General features: G+C 74.5%; 16 protein-coding genes. 7 read left to right on the forward strand and 9 right to left on the reverse strand.

Going from position 1 to position 16,705, the window contains the following annotated elements:
- Window positions 1-222 precede the first annotated feature (222 nt).
- The gene (locus ABZ493_RS18050; RefSeq protein WP_430583505.1) at window positions 223-1,506 is read right to left on the reverse strand and encodes an ABC transporter substrate-binding protein; all 1,284 of its coding nucleotides are present in this window, start codon (window positions 1,504-1,506) and stop codon (window positions 223-225) included.
- Between the two features lie 160 nt (window positions 1,507-1,666).
- A complete protein-coding gene (locus tag ABZ493_RS18055; RefSeq protein ID WP_430583506.1) occupies window positions 1,667-2,521 on the reverse strand; it encodes an aldo/keto reductase in 855 nt (284 codons plus the stop codon).
- A 280-nt stretch (window positions 2,522-2,801) separates the two neighbouring features.
- Between ABZ493_RS18055 and ABZ493_RS18060 the strand changes: the two genes are divergently transcribed.
- On the forward strand, window positions 2,802-3,005 hold the full coding sequence (locus ABZ493_RS18060) for a transcription antiterminator/RNA stability regulator CspE (RefSeq protein WP_079576569.1): 204 nt from the start codon (window positions 2,802-2,804) through the stop codon (window positions 3,003-3,005).
- A 119-nt stretch (window positions 3,006-3,124) separates the two neighbouring features.
- Entirely contained in the window at window positions 3,125-3,877 is a 753-nt protein-coding gene (locus ABZ493_RS18065; protein WP_430583507.1) for a hypothetical protein, read from the forward strand.
- On the opposite strand, the gene ABZ493_RS18070 is transcribed toward ABZ493_RS18065, so the two are convergent.
- Window positions 3,874-7,602: a TM0106 family RecB-like putative nuclease gene (locus tag ABZ493_RS18070; RefSeq protein WP_430583508.1), complete on the reverse strand. Its 3,729-nt coding sequence runs from the start codon at window positions 7,600-7,602 to the stop codon at window positions 3,874-3,876. The genes ABZ493_RS18065 and ABZ493_RS18070 overlap by 4 nt on opposite strands.
- A gap of 96 nt (window positions 7,603-7,698) precedes the next feature.
- On the opposite strand from ABZ493_RS18070, the gene ABZ493_RS18075 reads away from it, so the two are divergent.
- The 3 genes from ABZ493_RS18075 to ABZ493_RS18085 all read left to right on the forward strand — a co-directional run bounded on the left by ABZ493_RS18075 (window position 7,699) and on the right by ABZ493_RS18085 (window position 10,695).
- Window positions 7,699-8,367, forward strand: coding sequence for a GntR family transcriptional regulator (locus ABZ493_RS18075; protein WP_430583509.1), 669 nt, complete (start codon window positions 7,699-7,701; stop codon window positions 8,365-8,367).
- Complete coding sequence (locus tag ABZ493_RS18080; RefSeq protein WP_430583510.1) at window positions 8,364-9,554, forward strand: MFS transporter; 1,191 nt, start codon at window positions 8,364-8,366, stop codon at window positions 9,552-9,554. The genes ABZ493_RS18075 and ABZ493_RS18080 overlap by 4 nt, the downstream gene beginning before the upstream one ends.
- Window positions 9,555-9,648: 94 nt before the next feature.
- Entirely contained in the window at window positions 9,649-10,695 is a 1,047-nt protein-coding gene (locus ABZ493_RS18085; protein ID WP_430583511.1) for an excalibur calcium-binding domain-containing protein, read from the forward strand.
- Between the two features lie 7 nt (window positions 10,696-10,702).
- On the opposite strand, the gene ABZ493_RS18090 is transcribed toward ABZ493_RS18085, so the two are convergent.
- From ABZ493_RS18090 to ABZ493_RS18105, 4 genes are read right to left on the reverse strand one after another with little or no spacing between them, the layout of a single operon-like run.
- Window positions 10,703-11,638, reverse strand: coding sequence for a hypothetical protein (locus ABZ493_RS18090; protein ID WP_430583512.1), 936 nt, complete (start codon window positions 11,636-11,638; stop codon window positions 10,703-10,705).
- Entirely contained in the window at window positions 11,635-12,213 is a 579-nt protein-coding gene (locus ABZ493_RS18095; protein ID WP_430583513.1) for a SigE family RNA polymerase sigma factor, read from the reverse strand. The genes ABZ493_RS18090 and ABZ493_RS18095 overlap by 4 nt, the downstream gene beginning before the upstream one ends.
- 43 nt (window positions 12,214-12,256) lie before the next feature.
- On the reverse strand, window positions 12,257-13,036 hold the full coding sequence (locus ABZ493_RS18100; protein ID WP_430583514.1) for a hypothetical protein: 780 nt from the start codon (window positions 13,034-13,036) through the stop codon (window positions 12,257-12,259).
- Window positions 13,033-13,566 (reverse strand): sigma-70 family RNA polymerase sigma factor, encoded by a 534-nt coding sequence (locus ABZ493_RS18105; RefSeq protein WP_430583515.1) that lies wholly within the window; start codon window positions 13,564-13,566, stop codon window positions 13,033-13,035. Before ABZ493_RS18105 ends, ABZ493_RS18100 begins: the two co-directional genes overlap by 4 nt.
- A gap of 122 nt (window positions 13,567-13,688) precedes the next feature.
- Here ABZ493_RS18105 and ABZ493_RS18110 point away from each other — a divergent pair, with 122 nt between their 5' ends.
- Window positions 13,689-14,435, forward strand: a complete 747-nt coding sequence (locus tag ABZ493_RS18110; RefSeq protein ID WP_430583516.1) for a hypothetical protein — start codon at window positions 13,689-13,691, stop codon at window positions 14,433-14,435.
- A 30-nt stretch (window positions 14,436-14,465) separates the two neighbouring features.
- On the forward strand, window positions 14,466-14,894 hold the full coding sequence (locus ABZ493_RS18115; RefSeq protein WP_430583517.1) for a hypothetical protein: 429 nt from the start codon (window positions 14,466-14,468) through the stop codon (window positions 14,892-14,894).
- 20 nt (window positions 14,895-14,914) lie between these two features.
- On the opposite strand, the gene ABZ493_RS18120 is transcribed toward ABZ493_RS18115, so the two are convergent.
- A complete protein-coding gene (locus ABZ493_RS18120; protein WP_430583518.1) occupies window positions 14,915-15,730 on the reverse strand; it encodes an amino acid ABC transporter ATP-binding protein in 816 nt (271 codons plus the stop codon).
- A complete protein-coding gene (locus ABZ493_RS18125) occupies window positions 15,727-16,701 on the reverse strand; it encodes an amino acid ABC transporter permease (protein WP_430583519.1) in 975 nt (324 codons plus the stop codon). Before ABZ493_RS18125 ends, ABZ493_RS18120 begins: the two co-directional genes overlap by 4 nt.
- Window positions 16,702-16,705 lie beyond the last annotated feature (4 nt).

A 16,705-nucleotide genomic window follows, 5' to 3' on the forward strand; every position in this document is an offset into this window, starting at 1 on the left:
GCAACCCCCGCCGAGAAACTCGCCGAGCTACTCTCGACCACCTGACCAACCCGGTGTTGCGATGACCGGTTGAGACCGCCGTACTACCTCGGCCCACGCGGTACTACCTCGGCACCACGGGTACAACCTAGGCAGCGCGGTAGCGCCCCCCACACGACGACGGCCCGACCGCTCTGCGCGAGCGTCCGGGCCGTCGTGGTGACCGAGGTCAGCGAGCGAGGATCACTCCTCGATCTTGCCCTCGATCTGCCGCTGGTAGGTGTAGGTGTTGTCGGCGCCGTACTTGTAGATGCCGATGAAGGCCGACGTCGGGTCGTTCGACTCGTTGAGCGGCCCGATGCCGGACTTGCCGACGTAGTTGATGTCGTCTCCGGCCTCGAGCGCCTTGACGCCCTCCTCGAAGGTCGTCACCTCGGTGCCGCCGTCGGCACCCGACACCGCACGGAGGTTCTTCGAGATCGTCTCGCCGTCCGTGCCGTTGCCCTTGATCGCCGCGAGCGCGGCGAGGACGACGGCGTCGTACGACTCGGCGGAGTACGAGAAGTCGTTGAGCTCGCCGCTCTCGTTCTCCGTGTACCAGGTCTTGAGCTGCTCACGGAAGGCCTCGTCGGCCTGCGCGCCGGGCAGCGTGCCCTGGACGCCCTCGAGGGTGCCCTTGTCGAAGTCGTCGCCGTAGTTGGACAGGTTGCCGTCGACGAAGTACGTGGTGCCGTCGAACTTCCAGCCCTGCGAGACGAGCTCGTTGACGATGGCGGTCGTCTCCTCGAACGCGATGATCGAGATGGCGTCGGGCTTCTGCGCGAGCAGGTCGGTCACCTGTGCGCCGAAGTTCGTCTCGCCGGGGGCGAACTCGTGGCCCTCGCCGTTACCGCCGTAGACGGCCTCGCAGCCGCCGGCCTCGAGTGCCTCCTGGACGTAGTCGCGCAGGCCGTTGCCGTAGGCCTCGTTCTGCACGAGGAAGCCCACCTTGCAGTGGCCGTCGCCCATGATGAGGTCGGCGTGCGCCGGCCCCTGGACGGTGTCCGGCGGCGCCGTGCGGGCGAAGAAGTCGCCGTAGCCCGACAGGTCGGCCGCGGTGTTCGCGGGCGAGATCTGCATGACCCCGGCCTCCTCGAACTGGTCGACCACACCGAGCGAGACGGCCGAGGACGCCGCGCCGATGACGACGGAGACGCCCTTGCCGATCAGGTCGGTGGCCGTGCTCTTCGCGACGTTGAGGTCGGTGCTGTCGCCGGAGTCGCCCCACTCGACGCCCACGTCGTTGCCGAGGACGCCCCCCGCGGCGTTGATGTCGTCGATCGCCAGGCCGACGCCGGCGATCTCCGGCGGGCCGAGGAAGGCGAGCGTGCCCGTGACGGGGAGGATCGTGCCGATCTTCAGCGGCTCGGTCGAGCCGCCGCCCTCTCCCTCGTCGCCCCCGCCGTCTGACGAGGCGCATGCTGCGAGGCCGAGGCTGAGGACTGCCGCGAGGGCGATGCCCTTGGCGGCGGTGGTGCGTCGGATCATGCTGTTCCCCTTTTGGAGGTAGGACATTCGCGGCTCAACACCGCATTCAGTGCCGCTGAACGTAGCGAGACTGTATGTCGCCGACGTGTCGCGCGGGTCACTCCCTGCAGATCGTGACGAACCTGTTACCTGCGTCACACTCGGCCCTCGCCCACCCCCGTCAGGACCGGAACTGCGTGAACGACGCGGTGGCCGGGTCCGCGCCCGTGCGACCCTCCACGCCGGCCTCCAGGGCGTCGATCGACGCCACCTGCGCGGCCGACAGCTCGAACGAGAACACGTCCAGGTTGGTGGCCTGCCGCGCGGCCGACAGCGACTTGGGGATGACGACCCGCCCCTGCTGCACGGCCCACCGCAGCACGACCTGCGCGGGCGTCACACCGAGCTCCGTGGCCGCCGCCACGACGGCAGGTGCGTCCAGGTCGGCCCCGCGGCCGAGCGGCGAGTACGCCTCGACGACGATGCCGAGCTCACGGCACCGTCGCTGCAGCGCGGTCTGCTGGAACGTCGGGTGCACCTCGATCTGGTTCACGGCGGGCACCACGTCGGTCTCGGCGACCAGCCGGTCCAGGTGCTCGACCAGGAAGTTCGACACACCGATCGCCTGCACCGCCCCGTCGGCGAGGAGCTTCTCGAACGCCCGCCACGTCTCGACGTACAGGTCCTTGCTCGGCACCGGCCAGTGGATCAGGTACAGGTCCACCTGGTCGACGCCGAGCGCGCGGCGCGAGTCGTCGAAGGCACGCAGCGCCTGCTCGTACCCCTGGTCGCCGTTGCGGAGCTTGGTCGTGACGAAGACGTCCTCGCGCGGGAGGCCCGACGCCCGCAGCGCGGCACCGACGCCGGCCTCGTTGTAGTAGCCGGCGGCGGTGTCGACGTGGCGGTAGCCGAGCTCGAGCGCCTGCTCGACGTTGGCCTGCGTGCCGTCGTCGGGCACCTGGAACACGCCGAGGCCGACCTGGGGGATCTCGACGCCGTCGGTGAGGGGCAGGGCAGGGACGGGGGAAGTGGTCATGACTCCTTTGTATCCGCACCCGCCGACCCCGCGTCCACCGGCGTGACCACCCTGTGGACAGCCGGTGCGGCAACACTGGTGCGCGTGCTCGCGCTCGCGTACCGTTGTGCCCGTTGCAGTGCCTCGCTCGATCCGGACGGTCCCCGTCCGCGCCACGGCGAACGCGTCGGAAGGAACGACGCGGACTCCCGGCGGACCTTGGTCTCAAGAGTTGACGACGATTCACCGTGATGCGCGATCTCGACGGTCGAGGTCGTCGACACCTCTTGAAGGAGTAAGCATGGCCACCGGAACCGTGAAGTGGTTCAACAGCGAGAAGGGCTACGGCTTCATCGCCCCCGAGGACGGCTCGGCCGACGTGTTCGTCCACTTCTCCGCGATCCAGTCCCAGGGCTACCGGTCCCTGGACGAGGAGCAGCGTGTGGAGTTCGACGTCACGCAGGGCCCGAAGGGCCCGCAGGCGGAGAACGTCCGCCCGCTCTGATCTCGCTCCCGGCCGGCTGACGCCGGCTGTGTGAGTCGTACGGCCCGCACCCCGCTCGTCGGGGTGCGGGCCGTCGCCGTTCCCGGGAACGGACGCGTCCCGGTGGTCGTTGGACCGTCATGGGATTCCTCGACCGACTTCTCGGCAGAACGCCCGACGAGCGCTCCTACCACGGCGTGCCCGGCCGGCCCGACGACGCCCGGCCGGGCACCGGTGAGGCCCCGGGTAAGCACGGCTACGCGCCGTACCCCGGCGAGCAGCCCGCCGGGCGGCCCGGCGCCGGCGTCCCCGCCGCGCACCGCGACCCCGACGAGGTGGCCGTCGAGCGCTACCGCTACCTGCTGCGCACCGCCCCGCCGGACGCCGTCGAGCAGGCGCACGCCGAGGCGTTCGCCCGCCTGACGCCCGAGCAGCGACGCCGCGTGCTCGACGAGGTCGGCTCGGGCCTCCCCGCGAACGAGCGGCCCACCTCCGACGACCCGCAGTCCCTCGCGCGCATGGCCACCCGCGCCGAGATGCGCAACCCCGGCACGCTGGAGCGGTCGTTCCGCGGGCGGGGCGGCGCGCGCGGCCCCGGCTTCGGGTCGATGGTCGGCTCCAGCCTGCTCGGCACCGTCGCGGGCGTCGTCATCGGGTCCGCGGTGGCGAACGCCCTCTTCGGCCCGGCCTTCGGCGACCCGTCGCAGGACTTCGCCGGCGACGCCGGGTCCGAGGGTGGCGAGGCCGGAGCCGACGCCGGGGGCGACGCGGGCGCGGACGCCGGGTCCACCGAGGCCGCGGGCGCGGACCCCGGCTACGACGGCGGCGGCGACATGGGCGGGTTCGGCGACTTCGGCGGCGACTTCGGGGGCGGCGACTTCGGCGGCTTCTAGACCGCCCGCGCGCACAGCCCGAGGAAGGCGCCGAGGCGCCCGAGTCCCTCGGGGGTGTGCGGCAGGTAGTCGGTGAGCTCGGGCGAGCGCACGACGATCGCGCACCACTGCCCCCGCGAGACCGCGACGTTGATCCGGTGCCGGGACAGCAGGAACCCGGTGCCGCGGGGCACGTCGTGGGGCGACGACGCGGCGAGCGTGACGATCGCGACCGGCGCCTCGGCGCCCTGGAACCGGTCGACCGTGCCGACCCGGACGCCGTGGAGGCCTGCGTCGTCGAGCGCGCGCCGCACCGCCCAGACCTGGGCGTTGTAGGCGGCGAGGACGACGACGTCGCGCGGCTCCAGCGGGCGCGGGGGCCGCCCGGGGCTCGGCGTCCAGGCCCGCCCGACGACGGCGGCCGCCTGCGCCGCCACCTCCTGCGCCTCCTCGGGCGAGGCGACGCCGCGGCCCTCGTGCCGCACCGGCACGTGGTGCACCCCGGGGGCCACGCCGTCGAGCCGGCGCGCGGCCGCGGTCTCGTGGGCCTGCAGCCGTCCCTCGTACGCGAGCTGGGACACCGCCTCGCAGAGCGCCGGGTGCATCCGCCACGACCGCGCCAGGAAGTAGCCGAGCCCCGGCGGCAGCACGTCGCGGCCGTCCGCGAGCCACCCGAGGGCGGACCGGTCCACCGGCTCGGGGTGGCGCCCGCGGCTGACCTGCGGCAGCTGCTGCGGGTCGCCCAGGAGCAGCAGGCGCCGCGCGGACCGCGACACCGCGATCGTGGACGCGAGCGAGAACTGCCCCGCCTCGTCCACGACCAGCAGGTCGAGGCCGTCGTCCGGCCAGCGGCCCGGATGGGCGAAGTCCCAGGCCGTGCCGCCGACGACGCCGGGGCCGCGGCGGGAGAACTCGGCCAGGTCGTCCCCCGACAGCTCCGCGCAGACCGCGCTCGAGGAAGCGTGCGGGGCGCCGTCGGCCGGCCGCTTCCTGGCCACCCGGTCGGCGGCCACGCCGGCCTTCTCCACCACGGCCCGCAGCATGTTCTCGACGGCGGCGTGCGACTGCGCGACCACCCCGACGCGCCAGCCCTCCGCGACCAGCGCGGCGATCACGTGCGAGCCGACGTGCGTCTTGCCGGTGCCGGGCGGGCCCTGCACCGCGAGGTACGACCGGTCGAGGTCGCGGGTCGCGTCGAGGACCGCGGCGGTGAAGTCGTCGCCCACGACGTCCGGCAGCGGGCCGCCCGACGTCAGGCGCGGCGGGCGGCGGCGCAGCAGGTCCGCGGCCGGCCCGTCGGGCAGCGCACGGTCGGCGTCCCAGGCGGCCAGGGCGCGCCCCGCCACGTCCTCGAGCGCCTGCTCCTGCGGGTCGGCGCGCGGGCCGCTGGACGGGGTGAGCGCCATCGGCAGCGCGTCGAAGGTCTCCGCCCCGACGCGCACCTGCTCGCGGAGCACGAGCACGTCCCGCTCCCCCGCGTCCGTCTCCCGACGCACCGCGTCGACGATCGTCGCGCCGCCGTGGAAGCCGCGCACCGCGTTCGCCGGCACGGTCACGGCGTCGGGCGCCGGGTCGTCGTAGAGGACGAACGGCACGGCTCCGATGCCGAGCTCCGAGCCCTCCGACAGCCGGCCGACCAGCTCCAGCACCCGCGCCGGCGCGCGCCGGCCGTCCTCGACGAGCCAGTCCTGGACGACGGCCGCACGTTCCACGTGAAACGTGTTCCGGCGGCCCTGCCACTCGTCCGGCGGCAGCTCGAGCCGCGAGTAGTGCTCGTGCCAGAACGGCTTGCCCTCCCGCCGCCAGTACCCCAGCGACGCGCCGATCATCGCGAGCGCCTGCGCCTCGTCGTCCCGGGCGCCGCGGTCCTCGCCGACCCGCTCGCGCACCGCGGACTCCAGGGCCAGCCGCCGCTCGCGCGCCTCCCGTGCCGCCGCCTGCCGGGGCGACTCCTCGGCCGTCGCGGCGCCGTCCTCCTCGACGCGGGCGGCGGCGTCCGGTACCGCGGCCTGGGCGCCCTCGCGGGCGTCGACGACGCCGGCGGCGGAGCGCAGCCAGTCGAGGAGGCGCAGCGTGGAGACGCAGTCGTACCGGTTGTAGTCGGCGATGTCGCGCAGGAGGGCGTCGGCCTCGTCGTGCCGGCCCGCCTCGCGCAGCGCCGTGTACTCGGCGTACGCGACGATGGACGCCGCGCCGGTCGTGACGTCTCCCGACCGCAGGTCGTCGCCCATGTAGAGCGGCTCGAGCTTCTTGATCGACTTGGACCGGTCGGAGATGCGCAGCGACGACCGCACGACGGCGTACAGGTCCACCAGCACGCCGTCGCGCAGCAGCTGGTCCACCTCCTCCTCGTAGACGCCGTGGCGGGCGGCGATGGACAGCAGGTGCACCCGCTCGTACGACGCGTAGTGGTACACGTGCAGGTCCGGGTAGGTGCGGCGGCGCTCGGTCAGGTAGTCCACGAAGTCGACGAGGGCCTGCCGCTCCTGGGCCAGGTCGTGGGCCCAGAAGGCACGGAACGGCGGGGCCCCGCCCTCGGCGTCGGGGCGCTCCACCAGCCCGAACAGGTAGTCGATCCCGGTCTGCTGGCCCCACTGCTCGCCCTGCGGGTCGGACCACAGCGGGTCGCCCTCGAAGTCGAAGAAGACGTCGCCGGGGCTGGGCGGCGGCAGCCGGCGCACGCCGGAGGTGTCGGGCAGCTGCCAGCGGATGACGGCGGGCACCCCGTGGTCGTCGTAGCCGACCTCCCCGTCCCACACCTCGTCCCACGGCGCCGTCCCGGTCTCGCCCGGGCCGAGCTGCAGCCGCGCCTGGTCGCGCACGCGCTCGAAGCTGCGGGCCGGCATCCCGGCGGGCGGGCCCTCCGCCTTCGCGAGCTCGTCGATGGTCGCGATACCCCCGGCGACGAGCTGCGCCCGCTGGCGCTCGTAGACCCCGCCCACGAGCAGGACGTCGCGGTGCGCGGCGGCCTGCTCGGAGCAGGCCGGGCAGCGGCCGCAGGCGGTGAACCGGGCGTCGCCCCACGCGAGGGGTCCGTCGTCGGCGCGGTGCGCGGCGACGACCTGCCGCAGCCGGTCCCGGCGCTGCCGGAACACCGGCAGCAGCTCGGCGAGCCGGTGGGAGCTCGTGACGCGCGTGCCGAGCACGAGGTGCACGGCGTCGGCCGGGTCGACGTGCGCGGCGGCGAGCTGGTCGGCGTACGCGGCGAGCTGCAGCAGCGCGGTCACCTTGGCCCGCCGCGCCAGCTTGGCCTCGACGACGGCGTACCGGGGCAGCGCGGCGCCGGCGTGCTCCCCCGGGCGCCCGGGCCCGACGTCGGGGTCGCCCAGCGGGTCGCGGACCAGGAAGTCGGCACGGCCGTGCAGCTCGCCGTCGAAGAACGACGCCTGCGCGACGACGTCGGCCCCCGCCTCGATCGCCGCGAGGGTCGCGCCGTGCGCGGCCTCCAGACCGTCCCGCGTGAGCCGCGCCGGGGCCCCGACCTCGACGACGCCGCCGGCACCGCCCCCCGAGCGCCCGAAGCGGGCCACGTACTCGTCCAGCACCCGGCGCTCGTGCGCGTCGCCGAGCGCCGCCGCCCGCTCGAGCATGACGTCGGCCTCGCGGTCGGAGCGCGGCACCCGGCCGAGCAGCTCGTCGAGGCGGTGCAGCAGGCGGAACTCGCACTCGGCGGCCACGACCAGGTCGCTCACGGAGTGCACGACGGTGGCTTCGCCGGGGGCGCGGTCCGCGTCCAGGAGGAACATGCCCCCCGGTCTACCAGCGGCGACCGACACCCTTCCCCCCTCCCTTCGAGCAGGTCATCTTGCATGCAAGATGGATGCAAGCGTAGGTTGCCCCGGGTGACCGTCCCCTCGACACCCCCGCCCACCCCGCCGACCCCGTCGCTCAGCGCCGCCGAGCGCGCGTACCGGCACACCAAGGCGAAGATCCTCTCGGGCGAGGCGGCCGGCGGCGTGCTGCTGTCCGAGGGCGACGTCGCGGCGGAGCTCGGCATCAGCCGCACGCCCGTGCACGAGGCGTTCCTGCGGCTCGACGCCGAGCGGCTGCTCGCCGTAGCCCCGCGGCGCGGGGCCGCCGTCGTACCCATGGCGCCCGACGAGGCGCGGGACGTGCTCGAGATGCGCGAGGCCGTCGAGCGGTCCACCGCCCGCCGCGCGCTGGCGCACGGGCGCCCCGCGGTCGCCGTCGTCGACGAGCTGCGAGCGCACCTGGACACGCAGCGGAGCGCCGCCGCGGCGGACGACCTCGAGGCGTTCGTCGTCGCCGACTCGGCGTTCCACGGGGTGCTCGTGCGGGCGTCGCGCAACCAGACGGCGATCCAGTTCATGGGGCTGCTGCGCGACCGGCAGCTGCGCCTCATGTTCCAGCACCTGCAGGTCGGGGCGGACGAGGTCGCGTCCGCGCTCGCCGAGCACGAGGCGATGCTCGCCGCCGTCGAGCAGGGCGACGCCGACGCGTACTGCGACCTGCTGCACGACCACGTGCGCCGCCACCGGGGCATCCTGTGAGGCGCCCGTGGCTCGGCGCGTTCGCCGCGCTGTTCGTCTCGTCGTGGGCGGGCAACCAGTTCACGCCCGTGCTGCTCATGTACGAGGAGGTGCAGGGCTACGGCGACGCCACCGTCAACGCGTTCCTCGGGGTGTACGTGCTCGGCCTCGCGCCCGCGCTGCTCGTCGCCGGGACCCTCTCCGACCGGTACGGCCGCCGCCCGGTGATGCTCGCGGGCACCGTGATCGGCATGGCCGCCAGCGCGGTGCTGGCGTTCGGCGCGCTCGGCCCGGTCCCGATCTACGTGGGCCGCCTGCTCGCCGGGATCACGGTCGGGACGGCGACCTCGGTCGGCACCAGCTGGATCAAGGAGCTCTCGCAGGTCCCGTACGACCGGACCGCGGACGCCGGCTCGGGCGCCCGCCGTGCGTCGCTCGCGTTCACGCTCGGGTCGGGGGTGGGCGCGCTCGTCGCGGGCGCGCTGGCGCAGTGGGGCCCGTGGCCCGAGGTGCTGCCGTTCGTGGTGCACCTGGTCGTCACGGCGCCGTTCCTCCTGGTCGTGCTCCGCACGCCGGAGTCGAACGCGTTCGGCGGCGAGGCCGGGCCGTGGTGGCGCGGGCTGCGGGTGCCCCCGGCGGGGCACCGCCGGTTCACCCGGGTGGTCGCCGTCGTCGCGCCCTGGATCTTCGTGGTCGCGGCGCTCACCTACGGGTACGCGCCCGTCCTGCTGCGCGAGCAGACGCAGGGCTTCGGCGTGGCGTACGCCACGTTGCTCACCGTGGTCGCGCTCGGCGTCGCCGCCGTCGTCCAGCCCGCGGCCAAGCGGCTCGACGCCGTCGACTCCGCGCGCGGGCTGGCCGTCGCCGCGGGGGCGCTCACGCTCGCCGTGGCGTGCGTCGGGCTGGTGGTCGCGTCGGGCTCGCCCTGGTGGGGCGTGGGGGCCGCCGTCGTGGGCGGCGCGGGCATGGGGATCGGCCTGTCCTCAGGGCTCCTGGAGGTGCAGCGCATCGCCGGGCCGCGCCATCTCGCCGGCCTCACGGGCGTGTTCTACGCCGTCGCGTACGCCGGCTTCCTCACCCCCGCGATCATGGCGGCGATCACCCCGCCGTTCACGACGGCGCAGCTCTTCGTCGTCCTCGTGGCGCTCGGCGCGGTGTCCACAGGGGTCGTCGTCGCGCACTACCGCAAGCACCTCCCGGGGGCCTGAGCCGGCTCTCTCCCCCGGTCCATGGACGGGCGCGCATGGACCGGAGCAGGCGGTTTCCGCCATAGTGGGGCCCGCTCGACGACGGAGGAGTGTCATGGCTGTGCGATTCAACCCGCCCCCGGGGTGGCAGGTGCCCCTCGGGTTCCGGCCCGACGCGGGGTGGGTCCCCGACCCCTCCTGGCCGCCCGCCCCCCAGGGCTGGGAGTACTGGGTGGACGACGCCGCGACCCCACGCCGCACCCGACCGGAGACCCCGGCCGAGTCGACGACGGTCATGGCGCCCGTCCCCGCGACCGTCGCCTCGCCCGCCGCCGCCGTGACCGCCGTCGCGGCCATGCCGCCGGTGCCGCCGGTGCCGCCGGTGCCGCCGGTACCGCCGCTGCCGCTGCCCTCACCGACGGCGACCTACGGCGCTCCCGTCGGCACCGTCTCCGCACCGCCGCCCCCGCCGCCCGCGTCGATCCCCGCCGCCGCGCCGCCGAGCCACCACCTCGACGGCGAGGAGGACCGCGGCGCGGTCGCGACCGTCTCCGCGGCGCTGCGCACGGTCGGTGACCGGATCCGTACCAGCAACGGCCGGCGCGCGGCGCGACGGGCGGCCGACGAGGCCGCCGAGGCCGCGGCCCCCCGCAGCCGGTCCCGCGGGAAGGCCGGCCGTGGCGGCCCGCTCGTCGCCGGCGTCGCCGTCGCCTGCCTCGCCCTCGGGTGCATCCTCGGCGTGTCCATCTCGATGATGCGCAGCTCGGACGCCGCGCAGGCCCTCGTGGACGCGGACCGCAAGGAGGCCGCCGCGGCCCAGGCCATGGACGAGGTCGACGAGGCGCGCCAGGCCATCAGCGCCCAGAAGGAGGACATCCAGGAGCGCGAGGCGGCGCTGAAGGAGCGCGAAAAGGCTGCCGAGGCCGAGCAGGCCGAGTTCGCGAACCAGAAGAAGGCGTTCGAGGACCAGCAGGCGCAGCAGGAGGTGAACCAGCAGCAGCAACAACAGCAGCAGCAACAGCAGCAGAACCAGGCCTGGTTCTACTTGGACTGCAACGCCGCCCGCCAGGCCGGCGCCGCGCCCATCCAGAACGGTCAGCCGGCCTACCGCGGCGCGCTCGACCCGAACGGCAACGGCATCGCCTGCGAGGACGGGGAGTAGGCCGGGCTCAGCCGGCTGCCGCCAGCCGCAGCTGTCGCGCGAGCGTCTCCAGCGTCCGCACCGACGCGTCGCTCCCGTCGAGCCCGACGACGTCGCGCTCCGCGGCGGACAGGTCGCCCGGGCAGTACTCGCGCTTCGCGAGGACGTCGATGCCGTCGTCCGCCGGTTCCTCGCACGGGACGGCGCGTGGGTCGCCGTCGGCCTCCCAGTAGCTCAGCACGAAGGCCACCTCCTCCCCGGCGCAGTCCGCCGTGCCCTCCAGCAGGTGCTCGCGTCCCGTCGCGAGGTGCAGCGTGGTGCCCTCGGTGGCCCGCTCCTCGAACGGGTTCGTCGCGTCGACGGCACCGGCCCGCGCGGCGGCGAAGCCCTCCAGCAGGTCGCCGGAGCGGGCGGCCCCCGACCCCGACCCCGACCCCGACGAGAAGACGGTCTCGGTGCGCTCGTCCACGCGCTCCCCGTCGGGCGGCGGGTTCGTCGCGTCGCGCTCCGCCGCGCGCAGGATGCCCTCGCGGAATCGCGGTCGCTCGACGCTCACGTGCGGCGCGGCCGCGGCCCCGTCGACCTCGACGAGGCGATCGACGGCCGACTTCTGCCCCGTGCGCGACTCCCGGTCCAGCCACAGGACGATCGGCTCCACCGCCTCGGAACGCCAGGTGACGTCGACGTCGGAGGGCTGGCACCCGGCCACGGTCCCGACGCCCGCGGGGGCGGTGCCCCCGTGGGGCACGGACTGCCAGAGCCCGGGCGCCGCCGGGAGCCCCACCCCCACCACGGCGAGCGCGGCGACGCACCCGCCGCCGACCACCGCGCGGTGCCGGGCCGCGCTGCGCCGGCTCGCGCGCAGGACGGCGTCCAGGTCGAGCGTGGACGGCGGGACGTCGGCGGTGGCCCGGCGCAGCCGCGCGCCCAGCTCGTCGTCGGACAGCGGCGGTTCGGTGGTCATCGTGGCCCTCCCAGGGCGTCGAGGTCGAGCACGGAACGCAAGCGGGCGAGCCCGCGCGAGGACGTGGACTTCACGGTGCCTCTCGGGATGCCGAGCTCCCGGGACACCTCCTCCTCGGACAACCCGACCAGGTGCCGCAGCACCACGACGCGCCGCTGGCGCAGCGGCAGCAGGAGCAGGGCGCGCACGACGGCGTCGCGCTCCTCGACCGCCCGCGTCGCGTCCTGCCCGGGACGGCCGGCGCCCTCCGGGAAGCCGTCGTGATCGGTGAGCACCTCGCGGCGGGTGCTCCGCCAGGTGTCGATGCGCAGGTTCGCCAGGGTGCGGCGCGCGTAGGCGAGCGGGTCGCCCTCGCGGGCCCGCCCCCAGGACCGGTAGGTGCGCTCGAACGTCTGCTGCACGAGCTCCTCCGCGCGGTGCCGGTCGCCGCACAGCAGGTAGGCGGTGCGGTGCAGCGGGTCCGCGGCGGCCGCCATGAACGCGGCGAACTCGGCGTTCCGGCTCGTGTGCGTCACCTGCACGTCGACGACGGGCACGTCGTCCAGGGCGCCGGCGGCGTCGCTCGTGGCTGTCACGACCGGTACACGGTGCAGGCGGCGGGAAGGTTCCACCGCACGGTCACCGGCTGACGGCGACCTCCGTCGTCGCGCCGTCGGAGAAGGTGAGCTCCGCCGTGGCGCGCAGCGACGCCTCCCCCGGCGCCCAGACCGCCCACCAGCCGTCCTGCACGGTGGCCTCGACCCGTTCGCCCGCGGTCGTGGCGAGCGACACCGACGCGACGTCGGCGCCCACGCGCCCGTACGCGGACGTGAGCGCGCCGTCTCCGGTGTCGCCCTCGGACCAGGACGCCGTGCCGACGTGCACGGTCGTGACGTCGCGCGGCCCCGGCGCGGCGGGGGCGGACGCCAGCACCGCGTCGCCGCCGACGACGTCGGTCGCGCCCGAGGCCCGCGTGGTGACCAGGCACTCGCCCGTCGCGCCCTTGCCCGTGAGCAGCACGTACGTGTAGTCGCCGCGCTGCTCGGCCAGGACCGGGCTGATCGGCACGTCCTCGAGGTGCGGGCCGTCCTCGCCCTCGGCGACACCGTGCGCCACCCTGCCGCAGGCCTCCGCGCGAGCGGCCACCTCGGCCGGCGTCACGTCCGAGGGGACTGCGGTCCACGACGCGAACGCGGCCGGCGGGGCCGGCCACCACACGGTCGCGACGCCGGCCACCGCGACCACGGCGGCGGCCGCGGCCCCTGCCAGGACGGCGGGGCGCGTGGAGCGACGGATCGGGGTGGCACGCCGAGCGCTGCCGAGGATCTCCTGCAGAGCGGCGTCGTCGGGGCGGCCCGGCGCGCGGAGGTCCCGCGCGGGGTCGAGGTCGGCCAGCTCCGCCATCATGGGGGACTTCATCGCGTCTCCTGGAGGTTGCGCAGCACGGTGGCCGTGTCCTGCTTCAGCCCGGAGTAGGCGAGCAGCCGCTTCCGCGCCCGGGTGAGCCGGACGGAGAAGGTGGACGGCCGGATGCCGAGGACCCTGGCGCCCTCGACCGCGGTGAGCCCGTCCCACGCGACCAGGGCGATGACCTCGCGGTCCGCGTCGGAGAGCATCTCCCAGGCGCGGCGCAGGTCGGCCCGGTCGGCCGCGAGGTCGTCGGTGCCCTCCTTGCCCGCCTCCGGCTCCCGCTCGAGGCGGACGCCCAGGGCGCGCCAGCGCCCGTGGGTGCGCAGGTGCGTCGCGAGCACGTTGCGGGCGACGCCCAGCAGCCACGGCTTCGGGTCGTCGGGGACGTCGCCGAGACGGCGCCAGGCGACCAGGAACGTCTCCGACACGACGTCGTCCACCAGCCCCGCCTCCACCCGACGCGCCACGAATCGTGTGACCACCTCGTGCTGCTCCACCCACATCTGCGTCAGCAGCTCACGGGCGTGGGCGTCGTCCACGATGAAACCTTTCCGTCCTACCACTGGAGTTGCCGCCAACCCCCTGAGTGCTACACCGTAGTCACCGCGAGAGTCGACGACGACGCCGCACACCGCGCGCCGGAGCCCAACCGAGGAGCGTCATGAGCCGAGGCAAGACCGTCAGAAGGAACATCGCCGCAGGTCTGGGCGTCGCCGCGCTCGCGCTGGGGGTGACGCTCACGGCGGTCGCCCCGTCCCAGGCCTCGACCACGGCCGAGAACCTGCCCGGCGTGCCCGCCCCGGGGAGCCCCGCGAGCGAGTGGGAGGCGTGGGCCGCACAGGAGCGGGCCGCCGCCGAGGCCACCGACTGGGAGGCCGACTCCGCGGCCCGCGGCTGCACGCTCGAGGACGTCACGATCTCCGAGGAGGTCGACCGCGACTACAACCTCGCGATGGGCGCGCCAGCCGACCTCGCCACGCACCGCGTCGACCTGCTCGAGGACTGCGACGACGTCGCGACCGCCGTCACCGACGGCACCGCGACCGCCTCACGGGCCGCGACGTCCGAGGCGAGCACGCTGGCGCTACCGTCCGGCAACCGGTGCGCGTACACCTCCGGCCCCGGCACGATGTGCCTGTCCAAGAGCAGCGGACGCATCTACGCGACCTGGAAGTACCGCGGGTCGGGCTCGATGACCGGGTTCCTGCGCATCTACCGCGTCTCGTCCGGCGTGAGCGGCTGCCCCACCGGCACCACCTGGCTCACCGGCGCCAGCAGCAAGTGGTACAGCGGCGACACCCGCACCATCTCCAAGACGCGCACCACGGCCGGCGGCTACTCCGCGCACATCTGGAAGAAGGTCACCATCGGCCACACCGACTGGGGCGGCGTCTGCTCGGTGCTGTGACGCCGGGCTGACGACGACCGGGGGCGCCCGATGACGAGCGACCGGCTGGGGGCGGCGATCTTCGTGGCGTGGACGGCGCTGCTGGTCGCCGTCCCCGTCGTCACGATCGTCCTGGTCGCGCGCCGACGACGCCACGTCGGCGGCGGGCTCGTCGCCGTCACGGTGCTGGCGTTCGCGGTGCTCGGCGTCGGCTGGTGGCTGGTGCTGTCCCCCGTGGTGATCGACGGGACCACGTGCATGTCGGGGCTGGCAACGGCGGGCCTCCTCGACGACAGCCTCGACATGACGGAGTGGGCCGTCCCGCCCGAGGAGCGGCTGGCGTGCCGCGACCTCGCCCGCCAGATCGTCGGAGGGTGGGCGCTGGCCTCGGCGGCCGCGTTCGGCCTGTGGCTCGTCGTCGTGGCGCACGCCCCGCGGCACGACGTGCCGACGACGCCCACCGGGACGCCGGCGGCCTGACGGCCCCGCTCCGGGGCGCGTCAGAGCACGTGGGCGAGGAAGTCCCGCAGGCGCGGCTCGGAGGGGTTGTCCAGCACGTCGGCGGGCGCACCCTCCTCGACGATGACGCCGTCGTCCATGAAGACGACGTGGTCGGCGACCTCGCGCGCGAAGCCGATCTCGTGGGTCACGACGATCATCGTCATGCCCGAGCGCGCCAGGTCCTGCATGACGGCGAGCACCTCGCCCACGAGCTCGGGGTCGAGCGCGGAGGTGGGCTCGTCGAACAGCATGAGCTCGGGGTCCATGGCGAGCGCCCGCGCGATGGCGACGCGCTGCTGCTGACCGCCCGAGAGCTGCGCCGGGTAGAACTCCGCCCGCTCGGCGAGCCCCACCCGGTCCAGCAGCTCCAGGCCCCTGCGGCGGGCCTCCGTCTTGGACAGCCCGCGCACCTGGACGGGCGCCTCCATGACGTTCTCCAGCGCCGTCTTGTGCGGGAACAGGTGGAAGCGCTGGAAGACCATCCCGATGCGGGAGCGCTGCTTCGCGATCACCTTGGGGTGCAGGCGGTGCAGCACGCCCTTGTCGTCGCGGCGGTAGCCCATGAGGTCGCCGCCCACGTGGATGGAGCCGGCGGTGATCTCCTCGAGCTCGTTGACGCAGCGCAGCAGCGTGGACTTGCCGGAGCCGGACGGCCCCAGCACCACGGTCACGGAGCCGCGCGGGACGTCGAGGGAGACGCCCTTGAGCACGTGCACGGCGTCGTGGCCGCGGCCGAACACCTTGTGCACGTCGCGGACCTCGACCATGGCCTCGGGAGTTGCGGCAGGCGCGGAGGCCTCGGCCGACGCGGTCATGGGGTCACCTCCAGGAAGGGGTCGTCCTTGGTGGTGCCGGACGCGCCGATGAGGTCCTGCTTGCGGGGCTTGCGACCACCGCGGGGCCCGCGGCCCCCGCGCCCGCCCGTACGGCCGCCGTCGAACCCGCGACCGTAGTACCGCTCGAGGTAGTGCTGGCCGATCATGAGCACCGACGTGATGAGCAGGTACCAGAGCGCGGCCACGATGAGCAGCGGGATCGGCTGGAAGATGCGGCTGCCGATCTGGTTGGTGGCGTACGTGAGCTCGAGCGTGAACGGGATCGCCAGCACCAGCGACGTCGTCTTGAGCATGGAGATGGTCTCGTTGCCCGTGGGCGGCACGATGACGCGCATCGCCTGCGGCAGCACGATGCGGCGCAGGATCTTGGCGTCCTTCATGCCGAGCGCCTTCGCGGCCTCGGTCTGGCCGGGGTCCACCGACGACAGGCCGGCGCGCACGATCTCCGCCAGGTACGCGGACTCGTTGAACGCCAGGCCGATCAGCGCCGCCCAGAACGCCGTGATGACGTCCTGGGTGGTGAAGGTCCAGAACTCCGGCCCGAAGGGGATGCCGAGCGACAGCCGCGGGTACAGCACCGACAGCAGTCCCCAGAACACGAGCTGCGTGTAGATCGGGGTGCCGCGGAAGAACCAGATCCAGAACCACGACACCGACCGCATCACGGGGTTGTCGCTGCGCCGCATCACCGCCAGCAGCACGGCCAGCACGATGGCGATCGCCATCGAGCCGAACGTGAGGACGAGCGTCCAGCCCACGCCCCGCACGACGACGACGTCGCGCAGGTACAGCCAGACGGTGTCCCAGCGGAAGTTGGGGTTGGTGACCAGCGCGTTGACCGCCATCGCCACGAGGACGAGGACGACCACGGCCGACACCCACCGCCCCGGCCGGGGCACCGGCCGGGCGTGCAGGGGCTCCGGCAGCTGGCCGGACGGTCGGTCTTCCATACGG

It is taken from the genome of Isoptericola sp. NPDC019482, assembly GCF_040632295.1.
Classification (GTDB): domain Bacteria; phylum Actinomycetota; class Actinomycetes; order Actinomycetales; family Cellulomonadaceae; genus Isoptericola.

Coding starts and splice junctions, on each gene's coding strand:
- ABZ493_RS18110 (WP_430583516.1), top strand. CDS start 13,689: ATGAGCCGAGGCAAGACCGTCAGAAGGAACATCGCCGCAGGTCTGGGC.
- ABZ493_RS18090 (WP_430583512.1), bottom strand. CDS start 11,638: ATGACCACCGAACCGCCGCTGTCCGACGACGAGCTGGGCGCGCGGCTG.
- ABZ493_RS18070 (WP_430583508.1), bottom strand. CDS start 7,602: ATGTTCCTCCTGGACGCGGACCGCGCCCCCGGCGAAGCCACCGTCGTG.
- ABZ493_RS18085 (WP_430583511.1), top strand. CDS start 9,649: ATGGCTGTGCGATTCAACCCGCCCCCGGGGTGGCAGGTGCCCCTCGGG.
- ABZ493_RS18050 (WP_430583505.1), bottom strand. CDS start 1,506: ATGATCCGACGCACCACCGCCGCCAAGGGCATCGCCCTCGCGGCAGTC.
- ABZ493_RS18065 (WP_430583507.1), top strand. CDS start 3,125: ATGGGATTCCTCGACCGACTTCTCGGCAGAACGCCCGACGAGCGCTCC.
- ABZ493_RS18120 (WP_430583518.1), bottom strand. CDS start 15,730: ATGACCGCGTCGGCCGAGGCCTCCGCGCCTGCCGCAACTCCCGAGGCC.
- ABZ493_RS18060 (WP_079576569.1), top strand. CDS start 2,802: ATGGCCACCGGAACCGTGAAGTGGTTCAACAGCGAGAAGGGCTACGGC.
- ABZ493_RS18115 (WP_430583517.1), top strand. CDS start 14,466: ATGACGAGCGACCGGCTGGGGGCGGCGATCTTCGTGGCGTGGACGGCG.
- ABZ493_RS18100 (WP_430583514.1), bottom strand. CDS start 13,036: ATGAAGTCCCCCATGATGGCGGAGCTGGCCGACCTCGACCCCGCGCGG.
- ABZ493_RS18125 (WP_430583519.1), bottom strand. CDS start 16,701: ATGGAAGACCGACCGTCCGGCCAGCTGCCGGAGCCCCTGCACGCCCGG.
- ABZ493_RS18055 (WP_430583506.1), bottom strand. CDS start 2,521: ATGACCACTTCCCCCGTCCCTGCCCTGCCCCTCACCGACGGCGTCGAG.